17 protein-coding genes and 2 tRNA genes are annotated in these 20,682 nt (G+C 45.7%); 8 read left to right on the top strand and 11 right to left on the bottom strand.

Annotated elements, in window-relative coordinates; all coding sequences use genetic code 11:
• Positions 1-25: 25 nt before the first annotated feature.
• Positions 26-99: transfer RNA gene (locus tag GJS45_RS09230), tRNA-Pro, on the bottom strand.
• Positions 100-529: 430 nt separating this feature from the next.
• Here GJS45_RS09230 and GJS45_RS09235 point away from each other — a divergent pair.
• A tRNA-Asn gene (locus GJS45_RS09235) sits at positions 530-603 on the top strand.
• Between the two features lie 161 nt (positions 604-764).
• Here the strand turns inward: GJS45_RS09235 and brnA (GJS45_RS24085) are convergent.
• Positions 765-941, bottom strand: a complete 177-nt coding sequence (gene brnA / locus GJS45_RS24085; RefSeq protein WP_394366585.1) for a type II toxin-antitoxin system BrnA family antitoxin — start codon at positions 939-941, stop codon at positions 765-767.
• A gap of 290 nt (positions 942-1,231) precedes the next feature.
• Between brnA (GJS45_RS24085) and GJS45_RS09240 the strand changes: the two genes are divergently transcribed.
• From GJS45_RS09240 to GJS45_RS09250, 3 genes are all read left to right on the top strand, one after another.
• Positions 1,232-2,815 (top strand): fibronectin type III domain-containing protein, encoded by a 1,584-nt coding sequence (locus GJS45_RS09240; protein ID WP_162341215.1) that lies wholly within the window; start codon positions 1,232-1,234, stop codon positions 2,813-2,815.
• An 84-nt stretch (positions 2,816-2,899) separates the two neighbouring features.
• Positions 2,900-3,481: a hypothetical protein gene (locus GJS45_RS09245; protein ID WP_162341217.1), complete on the top strand. Its 582-nt coding sequence runs from the start codon at positions 2,900-2,902 to the stop codon at positions 3,479-3,481.
• Between the two features lie 595 nt (positions 3,482-4,076).
• The gene (locus GJS45_RS09250; RefSeq protein ID WP_162341219.1) at positions 4,077-5,165 is read left to right on the top strand and encodes a sensor histidine kinase; all 1,089 of its coding nucleotides are present in this window, start codon (positions 4,077-4,079) and stop codon (positions 5,163-5,165) included.
• A 111-nt stretch (positions 5,166-5,276) separates the two neighbouring features.
• Here the strand turns inward: GJS45_RS09250 and brnA (GJS45_RS09255) are convergent, their stop codons facing one another.
• From brnA (GJS45_RS09255) to GJS45_RS09295, 9 genes are all read right to left on the bottom strand, one after another.
• On the bottom strand, positions 5,277-5,516 hold the full coding sequence (gene brnA, locus GJS45_RS09255; protein WP_162341221.1) for a type II toxin-antitoxin system BrnA family antitoxin: 240 nt from the start codon (positions 5,514-5,516) through the stop codon (positions 5,277-5,279).
• Positions 5,488-5,652 (bottom strand): BrnT family toxin, encoded by a 165-nt coding sequence (locus tag GJS45_RS24090; RefSeq protein ID WP_202928070.1) that lies wholly within the window; start codon positions 5,650-5,652, stop codon positions 5,488-5,490. The genes brnA (GJS45_RS09255) and GJS45_RS24090 overlap by 29 nt, the downstream gene beginning before the upstream one ends.
• Before the next feature lie 318 nt (positions 5,653-5,970).
• Positions 5,971-6,684 (bottom strand): LytR/AlgR family response regulator transcription factor, encoded by a 714-nt coding sequence (locus GJS45_RS09265; RefSeq protein WP_162341223.1) that lies wholly within the window; start codon positions 6,682-6,684, stop codon positions 5,971-5,973.
• Positions 6,681-7,721: a sensor histidine kinase gene (locus GJS45_RS09270; protein WP_162341225.1), complete on the bottom strand. Its 1,041-nt coding sequence runs from the start codon at positions 7,719-7,721 to the stop codon at positions 6,681-6,683. The genes GJS45_RS09265 and GJS45_RS09270 overlap by 4 nt, the downstream gene beginning before the upstream one ends.
• Positions 7,722-7,865: 144 nt before the next feature.
• A complete protein-coding gene (locus GJS45_RS09275) occupies positions 7,866-8,456 on the bottom strand; it encodes a hypothetical protein (protein ID WP_162341227.1) in 591 nt (196 codons plus the stop codon).
• A gap of 519 nt (positions 8,457-8,975) precedes the next feature.
• Positions 8,976-10,946: an FG-GAP repeat domain-containing protein gene (locus GJS45_RS09280; RefSeq protein WP_162341229.1), complete on the bottom strand. Its 1,971-nt coding sequence runs from the start codon at positions 10,944-10,946 to the stop codon at positions 8,976-8,978.
• An 87-nt stretch (positions 10,947-11,033) separates the two neighbouring features.
• Complete coding sequence (locus GJS45_RS09285; protein WP_162341231.1) at positions 11,034-11,786, bottom strand: SDR family oxidoreductase; 753 nt, start codon at positions 11,784-11,786, stop codon at positions 11,034-11,036.
• Positions 11,783-12,748 (bottom strand): D-erythronate dehydrogenase, encoded by a 966-nt coding sequence (gene denD / locus GJS45_RS09290; RefSeq protein WP_162341233.1) that lies wholly within the window; start codon positions 12,746-12,748, stop codon positions 11,783-11,785. The genes GJS45_RS09285 and denD overlap by 4 nt, the downstream gene beginning before the upstream one ends.
• Before the next feature lie 19 nt (positions 12,749-12,767).
• Positions 12,768-14,129, bottom strand: coding sequence for a GntP family permease (locus GJS45_RS09295; RefSeq protein ID WP_162341235.1), 1,362 nt, complete (start codon positions 14,127-14,129; stop codon positions 12,768-12,770).
• Positions 14,130-14,299: 170 nt separating this feature from the next.
• Here GJS45_RS09295 and GJS45_RS09300 point away from each other — a divergent pair, with 170 nt between their 5' ends.
• From GJS45_RS09300 to uvrA, 4 genes are all read left to right on the top strand, one after another.
• On the top strand, positions 14,300-15,013 hold the full coding sequence (locus GJS45_RS09300; protein WP_235954694.1) for an LOG family protein: 714 nt from the start codon (positions 14,300-14,302) through the stop codon (positions 15,011-15,013).
• Between the two features lie 3 nt (positions 15,014-15,016).
• The gene (locus GJS45_RS09305) at positions 15,017-15,955 is read left to right on the top strand and encodes a lytic transglycosylase domain-containing protein (protein ID WP_235954695.1); all 939 of its coding nucleotides are present in this window, start codon (positions 15,017-15,019) and stop codon (positions 15,953-15,955) included.
• A 46-nt stretch (positions 15,956-16,001) separates the two neighbouring features.
• Positions 16,002-17,660, top strand: a complete 1,659-nt coding sequence (locus tag GJS45_RS09310; RefSeq protein WP_162341237.1) for a DUF748 domain-containing protein — start codon at positions 16,002-16,004, stop codon at positions 17,658-17,660.
• Between the two features lie 119 nt (positions 17,661-17,779).
• Positions 17,780-20,629 (top strand): excinuclease ABC subunit UvrA, encoded by a 2,850-nt coding sequence (gene uvrA / locus GJS45_RS09315; RefSeq protein WP_162341239.1) that lies wholly within the window; start codon positions 17,780-17,782, stop codon positions 20,627-20,629.
• Positions 20,630-20,682: the final 53 nt, after the last annotated feature.

Here is a 20,682-nt window from a genome sequence, read left to right on the forward strand (position 1 = left end):
GGAATCCAGCCTGGCTCAACACTCGTCGGGGTGGCGGGATTTGAACCCACGACCCCTTGCACCCCATGCAAGTACGCTACCGGACTGCGCTACACCCCGAGATCTATTAATTATTATTCATTATTTCAATTTCAAACCGGGATTTGAACCCACGACCCTCCTGACCTCAGTCAGGATACGCTACCGGACTGCGCTACAACCCGAGATTTGAAATGAAATTTCTCCAAGATTGAAGAAGAAGTGCTGTCTTAGACATTCCTTCCCTCAATGGATTGGCAAATTTATACTTTTTTCAGGTAAAAAAAAGGCTTGTATTTAAAAAATCCCATAAAAGCAATGGCCAGCTGTTTCAAGAAGGTTAAAGCCCAGGCCAGCGTTTGCCAGCGTAAACTTTAAGTTGCTGGTATTGAACCTATAGATTTACAGTAAATAAAATTTATGAAAAATCCAGGCGGCCTTATTTGGAAAAAAATATGTAACCTGTTATGTTTGCATCTCAATTAAGGAAATGCCCTTAAAAGACGATTATTCCTCCTTAGCTCAGTTGGTTAGAGCATCTGACTGTTAATCAGAGGGTCCTTGGTTCGAGCCCAAGAGGAGGAGCAAAAACCTGCCAATGGCAGGTTTTTTTTATTTATGCATGAATCAGCATTACGTAGAATCAGGCAAAAACCGTGCGGATGCCATAGTTATGGAGAAGCAAATCAAAAACCCGGGCTTTGAGAAAGTAATAGCGAATACTCAGATGTTCCGAGAAAAGTAATTCAATGGGCTTCTTTTAATTTGTCAGAAATGAAAACTTTGATCAGGCTTTGTCGGCTAATACCTAATTTTTGGGCAGCACGATCCAGTTTCTGAACCATCCATTCAGGGAAATCAACACTCACCCGACGGGCTTTTAACCCAGGTTTCCTTGATTTTTTATCGAAAACAGAGGTCAGGCTTGTCTATCCATCAAGCATTATTTTACCCTATTTAACTGTTGCATTTCGCAACCCCAGACCAACCGTATGCGGACCCGCATTACGAATAGGAGAAAGGGATGCTATCTGACTTAACATGAAGCCAATGGGAAAGCAGGTCCCGGTAGAATTATCCGCCAATTTCAAGGGTGGTTTACTTTTTTTTATTCCGAAAATAGTACCTTGCCTTGTGCATAATAAATTCCTGGTTGGAATTTTTTTGGCGCGCTGTTTTGTAACCAAACCAATACGTAACGAGCAAATTGAAAATGGCCTTCAAATTAATTTTATTCGCATTGTTGGCGAGTATCTGCCTTCAATCCCCGGCACAGGTACTGGAGATCAAACCCTACCTGCAGGATGTAGAGCCAAATTCCGCGATAGTCATGTGGCAAACATCCGAGGGAGAAGAAAGTATCGTGGAATGGGGTACCAGTCCCAATCTCAGCGAAAAAGCTACCGGTACTTCTGAAGCGATCAATTATGACGAGGTACGGGTTCATACTGTCAAAATTACCGGGTTGGAACGGTTTACCGAATACTATTACCGGGTGCGAACCGGAAATGCTCGTTCTGATATTTTTCAATTCAAAACGCCTCCCTTTTCTAGTGACGGAAAGGATTTTAAGCTGGTTGCCATGAGCGACATGCAGTATGACCACAATCAACCCGACAAATTTAGCGAAGTGCTGAACGAAGGGGTTATCGGCTACCTTGAAAAAGAGTTTGGCGGATCCCTGCCTGATAACCTGGCCATGGTGCTGATACCGGGAGATCTGGTAGAAAATGGCGCTACATTTTTTCAGTGGAAAGACCACTTTTTTAACCCGGCAGAGAAACTATTCGCGCAAGTGCCGGTATATCCTGTACCCGGAAACCATGAGCGCAATTCCGTCTACTACTTTAAGTATTTTAGTTTGCCTGAGAATGGGACGCCTGCCTATGCAGAACATTGGTGGTACAAAGATTACGGCAACACCCGGGTAATTGGTTTGGACTCAAACGATGGGTATAGGGATTTGCGGGAACAATTGGATTGGCTAAAACAACTATTAGCTGAGACAGAAAAAGATGATAAAATCGATTTCGTTTTTGCGCAATTGCATCATCCGTTTAAGTCTGAACTTTGGATTCCGGGCGAAGAAGACTTTACCGGGCGGATCGTTAAAGAATTGGAACAATTTTCAACCAAAACGGGAAAGCCCAGCATTCACTTTTTTGGCCATACGCACGGATATTCCAGGGGGCAATCCAGGGACCACAAACACCTTTGGATCAATGTGGCCTCAGCAGGAGGCGCCATCGATAACTGGGGTGAATTTGAAGGCAGGGATTACGATGAGTTTACCGTTACGCAAGATGAGTACGGATTTGTCATGGTGTCGATAGACGGCGACAGAAAAGACCCAAAATTCACCATAAAACGAATCAGCCGTGGCAATACCATGGAGCACCGGGAGAACGAATTGAGAGATAGCATTACCGTATGGAGAAAAGAACGCAAACCGAATACCCCCGAAGCCATCTCGCCAACGGGATCAGGGGTTTCTATCAGGGGGACCGTGTTGAAAGCCGGGCAATTCAGTAGCGATTATTCGGGTACCTTTCATGCAGCCTCACATTGGCAAGTGTCAACATCCATGGGTTTTGAAACATTGGAATTTGAGAGCTGGCAACAATACCAGAACTGGTATTACAAAGAAAATCGGCAAAAGGACGATGATTTAACGGATGAAAAAACGGAGCGGCTAGCTCCGAATACTACGTATTATTGGCGGGTTCGTTACCGCGATCAAAACCTGAATTGGAGTAGTTGGTCAGCCGTTCGGACGTTTCAGACCGGTGACAAATGATAACTGACTCTTTGCTCAAGCGGCTAATGGATACGTTACTACCAGGTACATCCGGTGAATTAGCTACAGTAAAAAATGAAGTGTATGCGCAATCAACTAAAGAAAAGCAATATATGCTTATTGCTGATTTCCTTACTTCTCCTATCCTGCTCAGATGAAAAGCCCGATATAATACAGACTAAATCAGGATTGTTTGGCTCGTCTGATGGAAGGTTTCTTGCAAAATTCCCCAGGGAACCGAGTGTTAGAGTTCAAAAAACTATTTGGGGTGCGGAGACCATTGAAACAGTGACTTTTAATACCTCTTTTGGGGACGAACATCATTATATAATCAGTTATGCTGACTTGCCGCAAGCGATAGTAGACTCATGGGAAGTAGAAGCTATGTTCGATCAGTCGGTCAAGACCCTGGCGGCAACTTTCGGAAATTTTTCTGTTAATGAAAGGTCGGTTGAACAACTCCCGGGTTTTGAAAAATGCGTGAGTTATAAGCTATATCCTGCTACTAGAGGTGCAAACGCTATGGTATCCATCCGTTTGGCAAAAAAGGATTTACGGATTTATACGGTTGCTTTTGCCGCATTGCGCCGAATCCCGGAAAAATCAAAGATAAATGAATTCATGGAGAGCTTTAGGCTCTATGAGTCGAAAGAAGCAGCAAATTAAACTGAATAGAGAAAAAATAATGTGCTAACAATGGGCAAAATCAAGCGGGAGCGACTACTAAACCGATTGGATTAGGTGTTCTGTAAAAGTATTTTTATGCGATAGAGATAGGCGGTAAAGCCCCGAATCTGTTTTTAACCGAAAAGGTACCGTTATTTTTCAATTCCTGCTACGCACCCATTTCTCCACCGCTTCCCGGTATGCCTCTCCGATAGAAAATTCCTAATCCCCCCCCCCCAAAAAAAAAATAACCTGTTTTTGCGGACGACAGTAATTCCGGAAAGAGCTACCGCGTAGGATTGGTAGATGGATTTAAATTTATTCGGTGGGCATATTCACCTGAAGGTTTATTGTGTTGTTTGAAGGTTCAAAATTATTTTTCGTAGGGTTTATTTCTATTCTTAAAGAACTCCATGGCATAGACATTGCCCTTTTCAGGGCTAACAAACCAAAAATTGCTGCTACCTTGTCCAAAACAGTGAATATCACCTGCGGATAGGGGCCGATTGGTTCTCAAGGGTAACAATTTGGGATTTTAAGTAGACACTCAACTTTTTACAAGCACCTACCAGTAATTACGAACGAAAGAATAAGCATGTCCACGAAAAAAATTAATGAGCTGATTAAATTAAACGATGAACTGGAAAATTACTTCAGGAATACCATCATCCCTCAACTCTTTGTGGATGCGGATCTGAGGCTGCGAAAATTTACACCGCCCGCCATGAAACAGTTTAATTTTTCCCAGGAGGATCTCGGAAAATCCCTGAATGATTTAAATGACAATATCCGCTACTCCACCATTGTTGAAAATGTGACCATGGTCATTGACTCCGGCGAAATCTATGAGAAGGAGATTCAAACATCTGACTTCAATTGGTACCAGATGAATATTATACCTTACCTGGTTGATAAAACAAATAAGTCCAATGGGGTTATCATTACCTTCGTGGACATTACGGATCGGATCAAGGTATTAAAAGACCTGGAACGCCTTATCGCTACCCATGAAACGTTTATTTATTCGGTCTCTCATGATCTGAAAGGCCCCCTTTCCAATATTGAAGGCCTTGTAAACAACTTGATCAAAAATACGGGGCCGTCTACGGAATGGAACGAGGAAGCCCTGGAGGACCATAAATTAACCAACTCCTTACTTTTGGAATCCATCGCTTCGATGCGGCATGTGATCAACGAACTCTCCGAAATCATTAAGATTGAAAGTAATTTTAAGGAAGAAGTGGAACTGGTTAAAATTGAAAGCCTTATCAATCAGGTTAAATTGGTTATCCGGGACGCTATCCATGAAAGCAAAGCCATCATTCATGTAGATATCCAGGTACCAAAAATTAAATTTTCCAGAAAAAACCTTCGGAGCATTTTGTATAATCTTTTAAGCAATGCCATAAAATATCGCATTCCGAATACACCTCCCATCATTCATTTAAAAATTGAAAAAGCCGAAGGATTCACCCATATCTCCGTTATTGATAATGGCAGGGGCATGGATGAAGCGAAACAAAAGCTTATTTTCACTCCCTATACGCGACTTGTCAAAGATGTGGAAGGGACCGGCATAGGGTTGTATTTTGTCAAAAAGATCATTGAAAATGAAGGGGGAAGGATCACTTTTAAAAGCAGGCCGGGCGAAGGGTCGGAATTTAATATTTTCTTAAAAAACTGAGCTATTACTTCTATCGGATAGCTTACACCATAGCTGAAGATATGGTAAAACTTACCTGGCGGTGGCATAGGTTGTTTCGGTGATAAAACCATGCGGGTTTCTATTAAACCTTTAATGAGTTTCCTTTAATTTATCAGAAATAAAAACTTTAATCAAACTTTGCCGGGAAACACCTAATTTTTGGGCAGCACGATCCAGTTCCTGAACCATCCATTCGGGAAAGTCAACACTTACCCTCCGGGCTTTTAAACCAGGTTTGGATCGTTTATCTATTTGAAGGTAAGGAACTAAATTTTCCTGTCGTTCAAACTTTTCATCAAATTCAATAGCTATAATAGATTTCTTTTTCATTTCCTCTTGATTTTCTGACCGATATAATCCTTACAAATTCATTTCTATGAGTATATACGGCTGACCAGACACTTTTGTCTAATCGGGTAATAAGTAAAAAGCGTTTTTCATCTGTTGCCCGAGCTTCAATAAATATTCCATTTGGATCTTCCCAAAAATTTTAGTTTGTTTCAAATCAATTCCATGTTTGATTTTATTGGACGCGCTTTTTTTAGGGTCGAATTCGAACATAATATACTTAAACTGAAATTTAATTAATTTTCACTATAAAATTAATTAAAAAAACACACAAAGAGGGGCAAGGTAACGACATCCGTTTGCTTGGCTCTGATTTTTGGCAATCTACTGTCAGTTAGGTGAATCAGGCCAATCAATGGTACTTTTTTACCTGTAGTTGTCAGTAGATCCTACCTCAAAAGAGGGTGTTTTCTTTGGGGGGTTCCAGCATGCCCCGCTAACCACCGCTCCGCATCCACTTTTCCACCGCCTCCCGGTATGCCTCTCCAATAGAAAACTCCTGATCTCCCAAAAAAAGACTGTTTTTGCGGATGGCGGTAATTTCAGCCAAGGCTACCGCATAGGATTTATGGATACGGAGAAATTTATTCGGAGGTAAAATCGACTCCAGTTCCTTAAAACGCATGCGTACCAGCAGCGGCTGCTCCTGGCCTTTTAAATGAAATTTGATATAGTCTCCATAGCCTTTCATCCACAGGATATCATCAAATCTTATTTTTAGTTGACTGTAATCCACATTCGCAAAAAAATGGTCCGGAGCATTTTTATCGGCTGCTACGGGTTTTGCCGCCTTCCATTCATGGCGTTCCCGGGCCCGGTGGCAGGCTTTGATAAACCGCTCAAGGGATACGGGCTTTACCAGGTAGTCCACTACATCCAGGTCAAAACTGTCTACGGCATATTGGTTATAGGCGGTAATGAAAATCACCATGGGTTTCTGCTGAAGGCTGGAAACAAACTGAAATCCCGAAAGGCCGGGCATTTGAATGTCGGAAAATACCAGGTCCACGGGGTTTTTGCGCAAGGCTTCCATCGCCTCAAAAGCATCGCTACAAGCAGCTACCAGCTTTAAAAACGGCACCTTACTTATATTATCTTTAAGTAAGGCAAGGGCCAGGGGTTCATCATCTATTGCAATGCAATTTATCATGGCGTTAGCGTTAGTTGTAAGGTAACGGTGTACCAGCCATCGGATTTATGGATACTAAGCTTTTGCTTGTCACCGTAAAGCAATTCCAGCCTTCTTTTCACATTGGCAAGGTCAATTCCGGAGCCACCGTCCCGGGTATCTTCTGCCAGCGTGTATTTGTTTTTCACGGAAAATAGCAGGTCGTTACCGCTTGTGGTTAGGGAAATGTGAATGGCAGGATCGGGGATCAGCCCGGTACCGTGTTTAAAAGCATTCTCCACAAACGGTATCAGCAGCATGGGTTCAATGGCATGCCAGTCCTCACGGGGGTTCAAATCGATGATCAGGCTTAACCGGTCCCCAATGCGTTGTTTCTGAAGGTCAATGTAGCCCTTCAGGTATTCGAGCTCACTTTTCAGGAGTACTTTTTCCTCGTCCGTTTCGTAAAACATGTACTTTACCAGTGAAGAAAGTTTTAGTAATGTTGGTTCCAGGGCCTCGCTTTTCATACGCGCCAGTGCTATCGTGTTGTTAAGTACATTTAAAAAGAAATGAGGATTGATTTGAGAACGAAGAAAGGCCAGTTCGGTCTTCAGGTTTTCCCGTTGTTTTTCGCTGGCCACCAGGTCGGATTTAATCTTGTCAGACACGGATTTAAAGGCAATCGCCGCCATCAGAATAAATAGAAACGGAATGCCATTGTAGAGCGCAGACCGGTAAAAAGAAAAAGATAAATCTGCCAAAAGCAGACTGAACAGCATCCGGTGGAAAAAAAGAATGATGCCAAACAACAGCAGTTGGGTCAGCAGGTACCCCGCAAATTTTTGCTTATACAGGAGGGTTGGGATCAGCAGTCTTGTGTTTAAATAGAACAGGATGACCCAAAAGAAATTGGTAAGGGTATTCAAATAAAGAAAATCAGTCTCATGGGCCGGTCTGGGCCCCCTGCCGCCATAACCCTGATCCAAAATGATGGGCAGCAAGAAAAAAATAGACCAGGTCAGCACATGTAGAATGGTGGACTGGTATTTTTGAATCAAAGTAAAAGCGGGTCTCATTCTATCCGTTGTTTTTATAAATATAAGCAATAGTATTTGAACCCTTTTTAAGCCCCTCACCGTCGGTGGACTACCCGGGCAAAAAAAAGAAACCGATTGGTTCACCGGTTTCTTTTACCAAATCAGGTGATGCCTGGCTGGGAATTAGGAAGCTACTTCTACCTGTTGAAAATAGGTGGTTTGTCCATCTTCAATCGTAATGGTGTAGCTGTCTTTGACAGCCTTTTCAAAGTTGAAAACCTTGTCAATGCTACCATTGACCGTTTCAGACTTAGAAAACACTTCGGCGTTACTACTATTGATGATTTTTATATTCACCTTTTTCAGATCCTTTTTTTCCAGCGTAAAGAATACCTTATTTCCATCTGTTCTAAAGGCCGAAGGGGTGGCATTCTGCTCCTTTTGCAGGATTTTTACGTTCCCATCATTCAGGTTCAATGTGTAAACCAGGCTTGCCTCAGGATTGTCTACGGTAAAGTAATAGGTGCCATCGGCTAATTGCTCCAGGTTAAACTTTTTCGCGTATGTTCCGTCGTACACGTCGGCGAAAAACAGGATGTTTTCCGAGTTATCGGCGATTGAAATGGTTGTTCCCCGTAACTGGGAATTCAATTGAATGAAGAGATTTTTTCCCTCATCCGAAATCACCAGGTTAGGCCTGGGTACAGGAGTCATGCTCGTAAGCGATACGAGAAACAAAACGGCTATTGCGGTACTTTTTATTAGATTTTTCATGGTTTTTGATGTTTAGGTCTGCCGTTTGACAGACAGGTAACAAATAATTTCTGTTACAAACATACCTTGAATAATCAGCCCTTTTTGGGGAAGATGACCAACTGGAAAGGGGCTGCGATGAAACCGGAAATTTCTGCGACGAAAAATACTTGCCGGTTAAAAAATACAAGCAAATGGTGATCCGCGCAGCCTGTTCTTAGCGAATGAATGACCAGCGAACGGCTAACCTGCGTTCGGTACGAACTACCTGAGATACCTTCACGCTTTTACTTCCCCATGCAAATCGGCAATTCTCAGAAAAGGAAACCATCAAAGCATCCCTTCCAATCCCTTTTTTTTCGCAGCACCAGGGGAACTAAATTGGATGTGGAGCCTGTAATAACCACCTTAATAAAAGATTTGGACGCATAGAGATATGCGAATCACATCAAAATTACAATCAAAAAAACAGGATCGCACAAAAAACTCCTCCATTAAGAGAAACGGGTAATTCGTCCACGATCGGATTATCGGTTTCGATTACCGGGGCAGGTGGTAAAAATGCCCGTCTTCGGCACCCGCCAACACCTCCCAAACTCCGTCTCCATTCCAGTCTACAAAGGTAGGACTGGTGGTGTGTCCGGCCAGCATTTGATCCGTAAAGGTGCCTTTGTGCTCGAAGACCACCTTGTCCGGGCTTTGGCTGATGTTCTCAAATAAGGATACGTTCAGGCTGTTTACCAGCAGGTCCAGATCCCCATCATTGTCCCAGTCTACGAAACTGATTTTCCTTCTGCCGCTGCTTCCCGCCTCAGCGATATTTAACCTCAAAAGTCCGTTTCCGGTATCCTGTACTTCATTTTTATTAGTAAAAGTAGCTCCATTTTCTCCATAAAAAATTCTTTTTCCGGGCTGCAGGATGGTTTCACCCGTTTTGCTGTCGCCCTGATAGTAGGCCAAATAACCTTCCTGGTCCAGCATGATCAGGTCCATAACCCCATCCTCATTCCAGTCAATGGCGTAGGGAGTGGTCCGCCACTGGGTGACCAACTCGTCCGCTGCCGGTTTCCACCAGTTCCAACTTGGATAGGGCGGAGCCTGATTTCCCCAATCCACCTTTACAGGTTGAGGTGCCTTTAGTGCTGTTCCGGTATTCTGGATCCATTCCACCTTTCCCCAAATGGAGTTATAAACGATGTCCTGATGTCCATCTCCATTCCAGTCGGCCACAGAAAGCGTGGTGTATCCCCATTTGGCTTCGGCCGGGCCTTGAATGGAGCCATTCTCTCCGGCCTGTATACGGATGGCTTCGCCGTCGACTTCCAATAACTCGGGTTCCGCCCAACTTGGATTGGGGCCGCCGCTAAGGTTTTCTATAAAGGCAATGTACCCGGCTGAATTTCCGGCAATCAGGTCTTCATCTCCGTCATTGTCCCAATCCACGCTTACCGGAGTGACCAGCGCACCAAATTTTAAATGATCGGCGGCTTGCCTGAAATACCTGGGAGCGGAAAATTCAGGAATTCCATTGTGCTGTTTGCCTGTATTCCTTACCCAAGCTACCCTACCGTCCTCGTCTCCGACGATCAGATCCACATGGCCGTCCTGGTCCCAATCGATGGCCACCGGAATGATCATTTCCAGATCCATCTTGATCGTACCACCTTGGTTTTCCAAAAACACACCCGCTGCATATTCGGGTTTTTCGCGGGTACCCACGTTTTCGAAGTAAGTCATCCGGTCTAAAAATTCTCCGCAAATCAAATCCAGGTCCCCATCCCCGTCAAAATCGGCCAGGTTGGGAGAAGGAGCTCCATACACGTCGATTTCCGCTCCCCCGGCCTGAAGCCGCCCGCGATTATGGTATTCCCCTTCTATGTTTTCCAGTAGGTACACGTATCCATGCAGGGGTCCGTTTACCCAATTTCCCGTGCTGTCAAAGGCATTGTCCCAGCCATAATCCGACCAGTCATCCATGCCTACCAATAAATCCAAATCTCCATCCCCCTCGTAATCGGCCATTTTCCATTGGTTGAAACGGGGGCTCTTTCCCAGGTCTTTGGTGAGCTCCTCTATTGGAAACAAAGCTTCCGGCTGGGAATCCAGTGCGGTCCGGAAATCTCGAAGCAAGGCACCGGGAATGGTTACCTTCGGATCAGCCAGCCCGGTATGGGAAATCTGTACTTTAGGAATGGCATCGCCTAACCTTACGGGAGGGGCAAATACAGGAAAATCCTCTCCACTGGTGTTTTCGAAGAAATAAAGTCCGTTAAAGGGTTTGTCCGGACAAGACACCAATAGGTCCATGTCTCCATCACCGTCGTAGTCCATGGGCAAGGGCCAGGCCCAAAGCCCAACGCCCAGGTAAGCGGTAGCATCCGGCCGGTTATAGTTAACCCGGTTGAATTCAGCGGGGATTGCTACATCTTTTGGCTGTGGTTCCTGACAACCAGCCATTAGTAGCAGGTAGAAAATAAAAACGATATGATGTGGTTGAAATGGGCTAAACATGGGATTGGGGTTGAGGGGGCATCTATGATCACGTAATTGAATGGTAGTTTACTAATGGTTTTACCCCGAAGGATGAAAATCGGGCTATTAGCCTCTGCCCATAAAGGGCATGCCGTTGGCCATTAAGGTAATCCATGGAATATTGGCACTCAGGGGTAGCCCGGCCATATAAACGACCGCCCGACCCACCTCTGCCACGTCCATGGTGGGCTCGACCTTTTTCGTGCCGTCGGACTGCAGAATTCCTTCTTCCATCCTTTTGGTCATGGCACTTTTAGCATTTCCAATATCAATTTGCCCACAAACGATATCGTGTGCCCTGCCATCCAGGTTTGTGGAGCGCGTCAAGCCCGTGACCGCATGTTTGCTTGCGGTATAGGCTACTGATAAGGGTCGGGGCACCTGCGCTGAGATGGAACCATTATTGATAATCCGTCCTCCTTTCGGGGATTGCTTTTTCATTAGCCGAAAGGCCTCCTGGGTACACAGAAAGGCACCTGTTAAATTGGTGTCGATTACCGTTTTCCAATCGGCAAAGGCCAGGTCTTCCAGCGGTACTGCGGGTGCATTTGTCCCGGCATTGTTAAATAAGAGGTCCAGCCGTCCAAATTTTTCTTCCAGCGTGAAGAAAAGTTGTCTTACCCCCGCCGGATCGGTGATATCTGCCGGGAATACCAGGTGCTGATTGCCTTCGCAGTGCTCGGCAGTTTCTTCCAAAGGTGCCTTCCTTCTGCCGGTTAGGATCAGGTGCCAATTGTCTTTGGCCAAAGCCTGGGCCACTGCCCTGCCGATTCCTGAACCCGCACCGGTGATCAATGCGGTTTTAACATCTTTATTCATACGCTTGAAAGTTTTATGTTTTCTTCCTGTATGTAATTTCGGATGATTTCTGTTACATCCTTGTCTGCAGTAAAGCCTAGTGTATCCGCTTTTTGGGTGTTAAAATGCGGAGGCCAGGTCAAAACAATGCTTTGCAGAAAGGCATCTGGTTGGTGGGTAATGAGTTGGGCTATATCCGAACCAGCTACCTTTTCCAGGCAATCGATCATGTGCTGCACGGTGACCGTAAGCCCCGGCAAATTAATGGTACGATCGTCCCCAATGTGGGTTGCCTCCAGAGCGGCCGCATGGATAAAGTTGTTCACCACCTGTTTAGGAGAAAGGATCCAGAATTCCGAAGATGGATCGACGGGATAGCTGGCTTTTTTACCATTTAGCGGCTCACGAATAATACTACTTAAAAAAGAGGAGGTGGCGGCATTGGGTTTGCCGGGACGCACCGTGATGGTGGGTAGTCGGAGGCATCGTGCGTCCACAAAGCCCCGTCGGCTATAATCATTCATCAGAAGATCCACGATGGCTTTTTGAGTTCCGTAAGAACTCCTCGGTTTCGGGGCTGTATTTTCTGTGATAACCTGATCCACCTCCCCGCCAAAAATGCCACAGGAACTAGCAAACACCACTCGCGGCTGATGTCCCAGTTCCCTGCATTTTTCCAGCAGGTGCAAAGATCCCTTCAGATTGACCTGCATGCCCAGGTCGAAGTTTTTTTCGGCTTCCCCGCTTACAATCGCTGCGAGGTGAAAGATCAGGTCCGGCTTTTTTTCGAGAAGCGGATCTATGTGGGAGGGGTTGCCAAAATCGCCAGGAACAAATTCCAGGCCCGGATCGTTTTTTAAGGCCTCGGGAAATTGGCGGTCAAATAAGGTTAGGGTAGTAGCGGAAGATGAATGTTGTTGGCGGTATTCAACCGCCAGGCGGCTGCCTATAAAGCCTCCTCCACCGATAATCAGTACATGCATAGATTGATGGGTTTATTTGTTAGATCAAAGGTATTAACCAGGACAATAGCCAAACCTGTACCATTCCTGTCAACGAAATAATGGCCAACAAAAAGGTCCAGGTTTTCAAGGCTTCTTTTTCGGTCAGCCCACTCATGCGAGCCACTACCCAAAAGGCACTGTCGTTCATCCAAGATACAAAAAGCGAACCAAAGCCCATAGCCATCAGCAGGTAAACCGGATGATAGGGTAGTGTGGCACCGTTACCAATAAGCGCAGAAATGATGGCTGCACTGGAAATCATGGCCACGGTGCCAGAGCCTTGGGCGGTTTTCAGGACCGCTGCAATCAGCCAGGCCAGGGGTACGTAGTGAATGTGGAAGTTTTCGGTTGCCAGGCGAATGGATTCCCCGATGCCACTACGCCCGATCATGGCACCATAGGCACCGCCGGCACTGGTAATCAAAATAATCAGACCGCCAATTTCCAGCGGCTTTCCGATTTTCTGCCAAAGTTCGTTGGATTTCAATTCACGCGCATTGGCCCAGAGGTAGATAGCCACCCCTGTTCCAACCCCCATGGCCAGGTTTTTATTTCCAAGAAATCCGAGCCATTCGGGTACCTTTCCGGCAATGGCTTCAACCAGGGAGGCGGATCCGATCAGAACTATCGGCAATAGGATGGGCAGTAGGGAGGCAGATAAGGAAAGTTTTTTGCTAACCTTAGCGGTATTTTCGGGAGCGATCCGCAGGGGAATGGATAGTTTTTGATTCAGTTTTTTGCCGATCAGGATGACTAAGATAGCCGGTAGGATACCCAGCAGCAATCCTGCACTGATGACCAGCCCCAGGTCTATTCCCAATGTTTCGGCCATAATCAAGGGGCCGGGAGTAGGAGGGACAATGCTATGGGTGATGGCGGCACCACCTCCAATGGCAATCACGTAAAGGACATAATCTTTGCCGGTTTTTGCTGCCAGGGTGATGCCCAAAGGGATTAGCAGGAAAAAAACGGTATCCAGAAATACGGGAATGGAGAGAATAAACGCTGCGACCAGGAGGGCAAGGGCAGCTTGTTTTTCTCCCAGTGTTTTTAATAAATAGGTGACGATTTGAGCGGCAGCACCGCTTTCCATCATGGCCGTACCAATAATGGCCGCAAGTGCAATCACCCAGGCAATTTTCCCGGCCATGATCCCCAATTCGGTCATGGGCAGTTCGAGCGCCGCTATCACGCCCTGCTCGACCACCACTCCGGGGCTAAGCAAGCCAACAAATACCGCCGCTAAAACCAGTGCGATAAAGGGATGGAACCGCCATCTGGAAATCAAAAGGGCTACCAATGCCACGCTGAGCATAAGCACCAGAAATGGCCAGTAAAAAGATTGGACCAGGGAAACCATTTTATAATTAAGAGAAAAAAAACGAAAAATGCTTACTTTTTTTCAATAAAAGGCATGATTTTTCAAGTGAATTAAATAATTCGGGAGTTATTAGGTTGGTTTTGTTAAATCCATTACCTTCAAGTGAAATAGCAATGAATTAAAACGGATTTTTTTAAATTAATTTTGAGGTGTATTTGATAGAGGAAGACAAGATTCGCAACGCATTCAAGGAAAAAGATTGGGCGGAGATTAAAAGTGCTGATTCCTGGGTGGTTTTTAAGGTGATCAGCGAGTTTGTAGAAGGTTTTGAGAAATTGGCCAAAATAGGACCCTGTGTCTCCCTATTTGGCTCAGCACGAACCCAATCAGATAATCCCTATTACATCATGACCGAAGCTATTGCCGCCAAATTGGTACAGCATGGGTATGGCGTTATTACCGGCGGAGGCCCGGGCATTATGGAGGCAGGTAATAAAGGAGCTCATTCCCAAAATGGCAAGTCGGTAGGCTTGAATATTCTACTGCCCTTCGAACAGTTTAACAATGTTTACATCGATCCGGATAAACTAATCACCTTCGATTATTTCTTTGTTCGAAAGGTGATGTTTACGAAATATTCTCAAGGATTTATCGTCCTTCCCGGAGGTTTTGGCACCCTGGACGAATTGTTTGAAGCCTTGACATTGATACAGACCCGGAAAATTGGCCGGTTCCCCATTGTGTTGGTAGGCAAAACCTATTGGGGCGGCCTGATTGACTGGATCAGGGATACCATGCTAACAGCAGATGGAAATGTCAATGAAGAAGACCTGGACCTTTTTGCCCTGGTAGATACGGCCGAAGATGCCGTGGCTGTCATTGACAAGTTTTACAGCAACTATTTATTATCTCCAAATTTCTAAGCCGTGAATACCAAACACCTTCCGTATGTGTATTTATTACTGATCCTGCAGTTTCTTTTTATCGGTTATTTGTGGTACCGGGTTACGGGTACAGTGCCCGTAGGACCTGCTCTGGATTCCCAGGCGAAAATCCAGGAAGCCAAGCCTGGCCTGTCGCCCCGAGTGCGGATTTTCGAATTGCCCTCCTCCCCGGAGTTTGCCGGGGAAAAAGTACCTATGGAAGACCCGGAAGTATACGAACGCTACGAAAGGGAATTGTACGTCAATTCCTATTGGGAATCCAATACAGTCCTGATGATGAAGCGGGCGGGGAAGTTTTTCCCCTTCATTGAGCAGACGCTGGACGAAAACGGCATTCCGGAAGACTTTAAATACGTGGCATTGATAGAATCCGGCTTGATGAACGTGACTTCGCCGGCAGGGGCCAAAGGTTTTTGGCAATTTATGAGAGGAACCGCTGGCGATTTTGGCTTGGAAGTTAGCCGGGATGTGGACGAAAGGTATCACTTCGAGAAAGCCACCCTGGCCGCCTGCAAATACCTCCGCGACTCGTATGGGAAATTTGGCAACTGGACCAGTGTAGCGGCCAGTTATAACATGGGAATTGCCGGGATAACCCGCAGAAAAAACCAGCAATTGAGTCCGGATTATTACGACTTGTACCTGAATGAAGAGACCAGCAGGTACCTCTTCCGGGCCCTGGCACTCAAAGAGATCTTCGAAAATCCCGGAAAGTATGGCTTTGAACTGCAACAGGACGATCTTTACCAACTACCACCCCTCAGGGAAATAGAGGTGACCGAAAGCATTTCCAACTTGGCCGAATGGGCCAAAGAGCAGAAAAGCACTTATAAGGAAGTCAAAACCTACAACCCCTGGCTCATCAACCGGCAATTGAACGTGAGAAGGGGTAGGACTTACGTAATAAAACTTCCTGTTTAATTATTGGATGCATTTTTATGATTATCTTGAGGGTAAATAATCCCTCATGAAGAAGACCCTGATAATTTCTTTGGTGATTGCAGGCGGAATTTTTGCCCTGTTTAAGCTACTGCCCCTTTTTGTAAACAGCTACCTGAATCAAAATGCCGAGAGAATTGTAAGCAATATGATTACCAGGACCAACGATTTTGCTGGTCATGAAGTGCAGTTTGGGAATATCCACCTGGATTATGATTACCGGGGTACGTTCCTGAAGATGGAATCAGTGGATATTTCACCGGGACAGGATCTCGACGCCGATAATCAGATCCGGTTCCATCTTAGTTTTGAGGAGGCCAGCCTGACCGGATTTCAATGGATTGATTTTTTGTTTTTTAACAGCATCCAGTTGGACTCGGCTTACATCGAAAAGGTGGTATTGGAAACGGTAACTCCGGATCTGGAAGAAATGCAGGAAGGACAAACAGCCACGAATCCAAAGGAAGGAAAGGACTATCGACTTATTGGTTTAAATCACCTGCGGGTAAATGGCGCGTCTTTTGAAAACCGGGATAGCCAAACCGATTCGACACGCTTATCCATGACGGATTTGTTTGTTTTTGCAGATGGCTTCAGTCTAAGCAAGGAGGACAAAGAAAACCCCGATGCCCTTTTTTCAGTAGAAAGCATCGAGGGATATTTAGCCGAAACACAGCTGCACGTAAATAATGCCATCAATGTCATTCAGGCCAGGGATATATCCTTTAACACCACCGACCGTAGGATGATCGTGGAGCAGGTTTCCTATAAAAACAAACTGGACAAGTACGAGTTCGTCAACCGGTATGAGAAGGAAACCAACTGGATGGAACTCAGCAATGCGCGCTTGCAACTGGACGGGATGGATTTTCAGTCCTATTTCAGAGAGGGGCTGATTTCAGTGGATACTATGCGGCTGGATGGACTGGAGCTGGAGGTTTTTAGGGATAAAAGAAAGGTGGAAGATACCAGCAGACGGCCCAAAATGATCCATGAAATATTGGAGGAGCTGCCCCGGCAAGTGCGTTTACAGACCATTTCTCTGGCAGAAATAACGATAACTTACGAGGAAAGACCAGATACCAAAGCCCTTTCCGCTGGTAAAATATATTTTGATCAGGTGAGTGGTGAGATTAACGGATTTACGAATATGGCGGAAGCATTATCCAAAAATGACACGCTCCAAGTGAGTGCCAAAGGACGGCTGATGGGCCAGGGGCTCATTGACCTGCAGGCAAATCATTTAATCAGCAGCGATAAGGGTACGTTTTTTCTAAAAGGCAAGATCGGACAGATGGACCTCCCGACCCTGAATGATATGATCATGCCTGCGACACGGGTAGCACTTAAAAGCGGTAGGCTGAATGATTTGTTTTTCAATATTACGGCTAATGATACTGAGGGTACAGGAGAGGTGATCCCCAAATACGAAGACCTGGAAATAGAGATTCTGGATAAAAATTACCAGAATAACCAAAATGTGTTAAGAAAAATTGGAGCCTTCCTGGCCAATAAGCTTGTAATCCCTTCTCAAAACCCCAATAAATCGGATAATTTGAGTAAGGGACCGGTTTATTTTGAGAGAGAGCAGCATAAGTTTATTTTTCATTATTGGTGGAACCTGGTCCTGAGCGGTCTCAAGTCGACCATTACAGGTCAAACAGAGGAGGATATGAGGGAGCAATAGGAAGCAACTGCTGAATGAACCTTCCTGCCATTTTTCAGTTTATTTGATTTGGGTTAAGGCTTTATCAACCGATTCCTTAATTTTGTCTAATTAAACCAATTATTGCGCAAGCCGTTCGTATGTCAGCAGATAAAACACCTTCGCAGGATTACATTGAGATTTTTGGCGCCCGGGAACACAACCTGCAAAACCTGGACCTAACCATACCCAGAAATAAATTGGTGGTGATTACCGGCTTGAGCGGAAGTGGAAAAAGTTCGCTGGCGTTTGACACCATTTATGCCGAAGGGCAACGGCGCTACATGGAAAGTTTTTCGGCCTATGCCCGGTCATTTTTGGGAGGAATGGAGCGGCCGGATGTGGATAAAATCAATGGGTTATCTCCTGTAATCTCGATCGAGCAGAAAACCACATCCAAAAACCCCAGGTCTACCGTGGGCACGGTCACGGAGATTTACGATTTTATGCGGTTGTTATATGCCCGCTCTGCGGAGGCATATTCGTATAAGTCTGGGGAGAAAATGGTGCGACAGACAGAGGATCAGATCATTGCCCAGATTTTTCAGGCATTCTCCGGGAAGAAACTCTCCATTCTTGCGCCGGTGGTTAAAGGAAGAAAAGGGCACTACAGGGAGCTTTTTGAGCAGGTACGAAAAATGGGCTATTCGAAAATCAGAATAGACGGGGAAGTTCAGGATTTGTTGCCAAAAATGCAGGTGGATCGGTACAAAATTCATGATATAGAATTGGTGGTAGACCGGGTTCTGGCAGATGAAGCGGACCGTTATCGGATTACGCAATCCCTGAAAACCGCCCTTCAACATGGAAAGGGGATCGTAATGTTGCTTGAGGAAGGCGGGCAGATCCATCATTTTTCCAAGTTCCTGATGGATCCCCAGACAGGACTTAGCTATGATGAACCGGCACCTAATTCTTTTTCATTTAACAGTCCCTACGGGGCTTGTCCCACCTGCAATGGTCTGGGAGTAATTGAAGAAATTACCAGGGAAAATATTATCCCAGACCCTTCCTTGAGTATCAGCCGGGGAGGAATAGCTCCCTTGGGCGAGTACCGGGACATTTGGATTTTCAAAAAAATTGAAGCCATTCTCAAGCGTTACAAGGGAAGTCTGGCCACCCCCATAGCCAAACTGGATGAAAAGGTGATAGAGACCTTATTGTATGGGGATAAAATGGAGGTAGCGGTAGATTCCGTTAAGTATCCGGGGACCAAATGGAACACAACTTTTGAAGGAATTCTTAATTTTCTGCAAAAACAGCAGGAGGGGGGCTCAGACAAATTGCAGAAATGGATCAGCGATTTCACGACCACCCGAACCTGTCCGGATTGCGAAGGGTACCGGCTAAAGAAAGAAGCCCTGCACTTTAAAATAGCGGAAAGGCATATTGGCGAACTGGCGCAGATGGATATTCGCAGCCTCGGGGATTGGTTTGCAACTATTGAAGAGCGGATGACCGATCGTCAAAAGTTGATCGGCGCAGAAGTATTGAAGGAGATTCGTAAGCGTATCGGATTCCTATTGGACATAGGACTGGATTACCTCTCGCTCAACAGACCCTTGCGGACCCTGTCCGGAGGGGAGGCCCAACGTATACGCCTGGCCACCCAAATTGGAACCCAGTTAGTTGGAGTGCTTTATATTCTGGACGAACCCAGTATTGGTTTGCATCAACGGGACAATGTGAAGCTAACACGGGCATTGAAAGACCTTCGTGATCTGGGAAACTCTGTAATTGTGGTAGAGCACGACCGGGACATGATGATGGAGGCGGATCATGTGGTGGACATCGGACCGGGAGCAGGCAGGCATGGGGGCCATATTGTGGCCAGCGGAACTCCCGAACAATTGCTACGGGCAGGTAGTCTAACGGCCCAATACCTGAATGGCGCGTTGCGCATTGCTGTGCCGGATAAAAGAAGAGCGGGATCTGGAAAAAAATTAAAATTAAAAGGAGCCAGCGGACATAACCTGAAGCAGGTAAACCTGGAATTACCACTCGGCACCATGGTATGTGTAACGGGAGTTTCCGGTTCCGGCAAGAGTTCGCTTATCCACGAAACCCTGTATCCCTTACTCAACCGGCAGTTTTATAATTCCAGAAAAGAGCCCCTTGCGTACAAGGAGATCAAAGGGCTGGAGCATCTGGACAAGGTGATAGAAGTGGACCAATCGCCGATTGGAAGGACTCCCCGGTCCAATCCGGCCACTTATACCGGTGTTTTCACGGATATCCGGGCACTGTTTACCGAATTGCCAGAGTCCAAGATTCGGGGATACAAGCCCGGCCGGTTTTCTTTTAATGTCAAAGGCGGTCGCTGTGAGGATTGCGAAGGGGGAGGAATGAAATTGATAGAAATGGATTTTCTTCCGGATGTGCACATTCCCTGCGAAACCTGCAAAGGAAAGCGCTACAACCGGGAAACCCTGGAAGTGAGGTTTAAAGGAAAATCGATCGCGGATGTATTGGACATGACCGTGGAGCAGGCAGTGGAATTTTTTGAAAATCAACCAAAAATCCTCCGCAAGATCAAAACCTTGCATGAGGTAGGCCTGGACTACATTACCCTTGGGCAACATGCCACCACCTTATCCGGGGGGGAAGCACAACGGGTAAAACTGGCGACGGAACTTTCAAAAAAGGACACGGGCAAAACGTTTTATATACTGGATGAGCCTACTACCGGATTGCATTTTCAGGATATTGGGCATTTGCTGGAAGTGTTACAGAAGCTGGTGGATAAAGGTAATACAGTATTGATCATTGAACATAACCTGGATGTGATCAAAGTGGCCGACCATATCATAGACTTGGGACCGGAAGGCGGAGAAAAGGGGGGAGAAATTCTTTACAGCGGTACGCCGGAGAAGATGCTGGATCATCCCGGAAGTTACACCGCCCAGTTTTTGAAGGAAGAGTTAACACGAAAAGTGGATATAGAGGTCTAGATGCCTATTTTTAAAATTAATGTTAACAGAAAATTAATTTTCGAAATATAATT

The sequence above is a fragment of the Cyclobacterium salsum genome (assembly GCF_010119245.1).
GTDB classification, from domain to species: domain Bacteria; phylum Bacteroidota; class Bacteroidia; order Cytophagales; family Cyclobacteriaceae; genus Cyclobacterium; species Cyclobacterium salsum.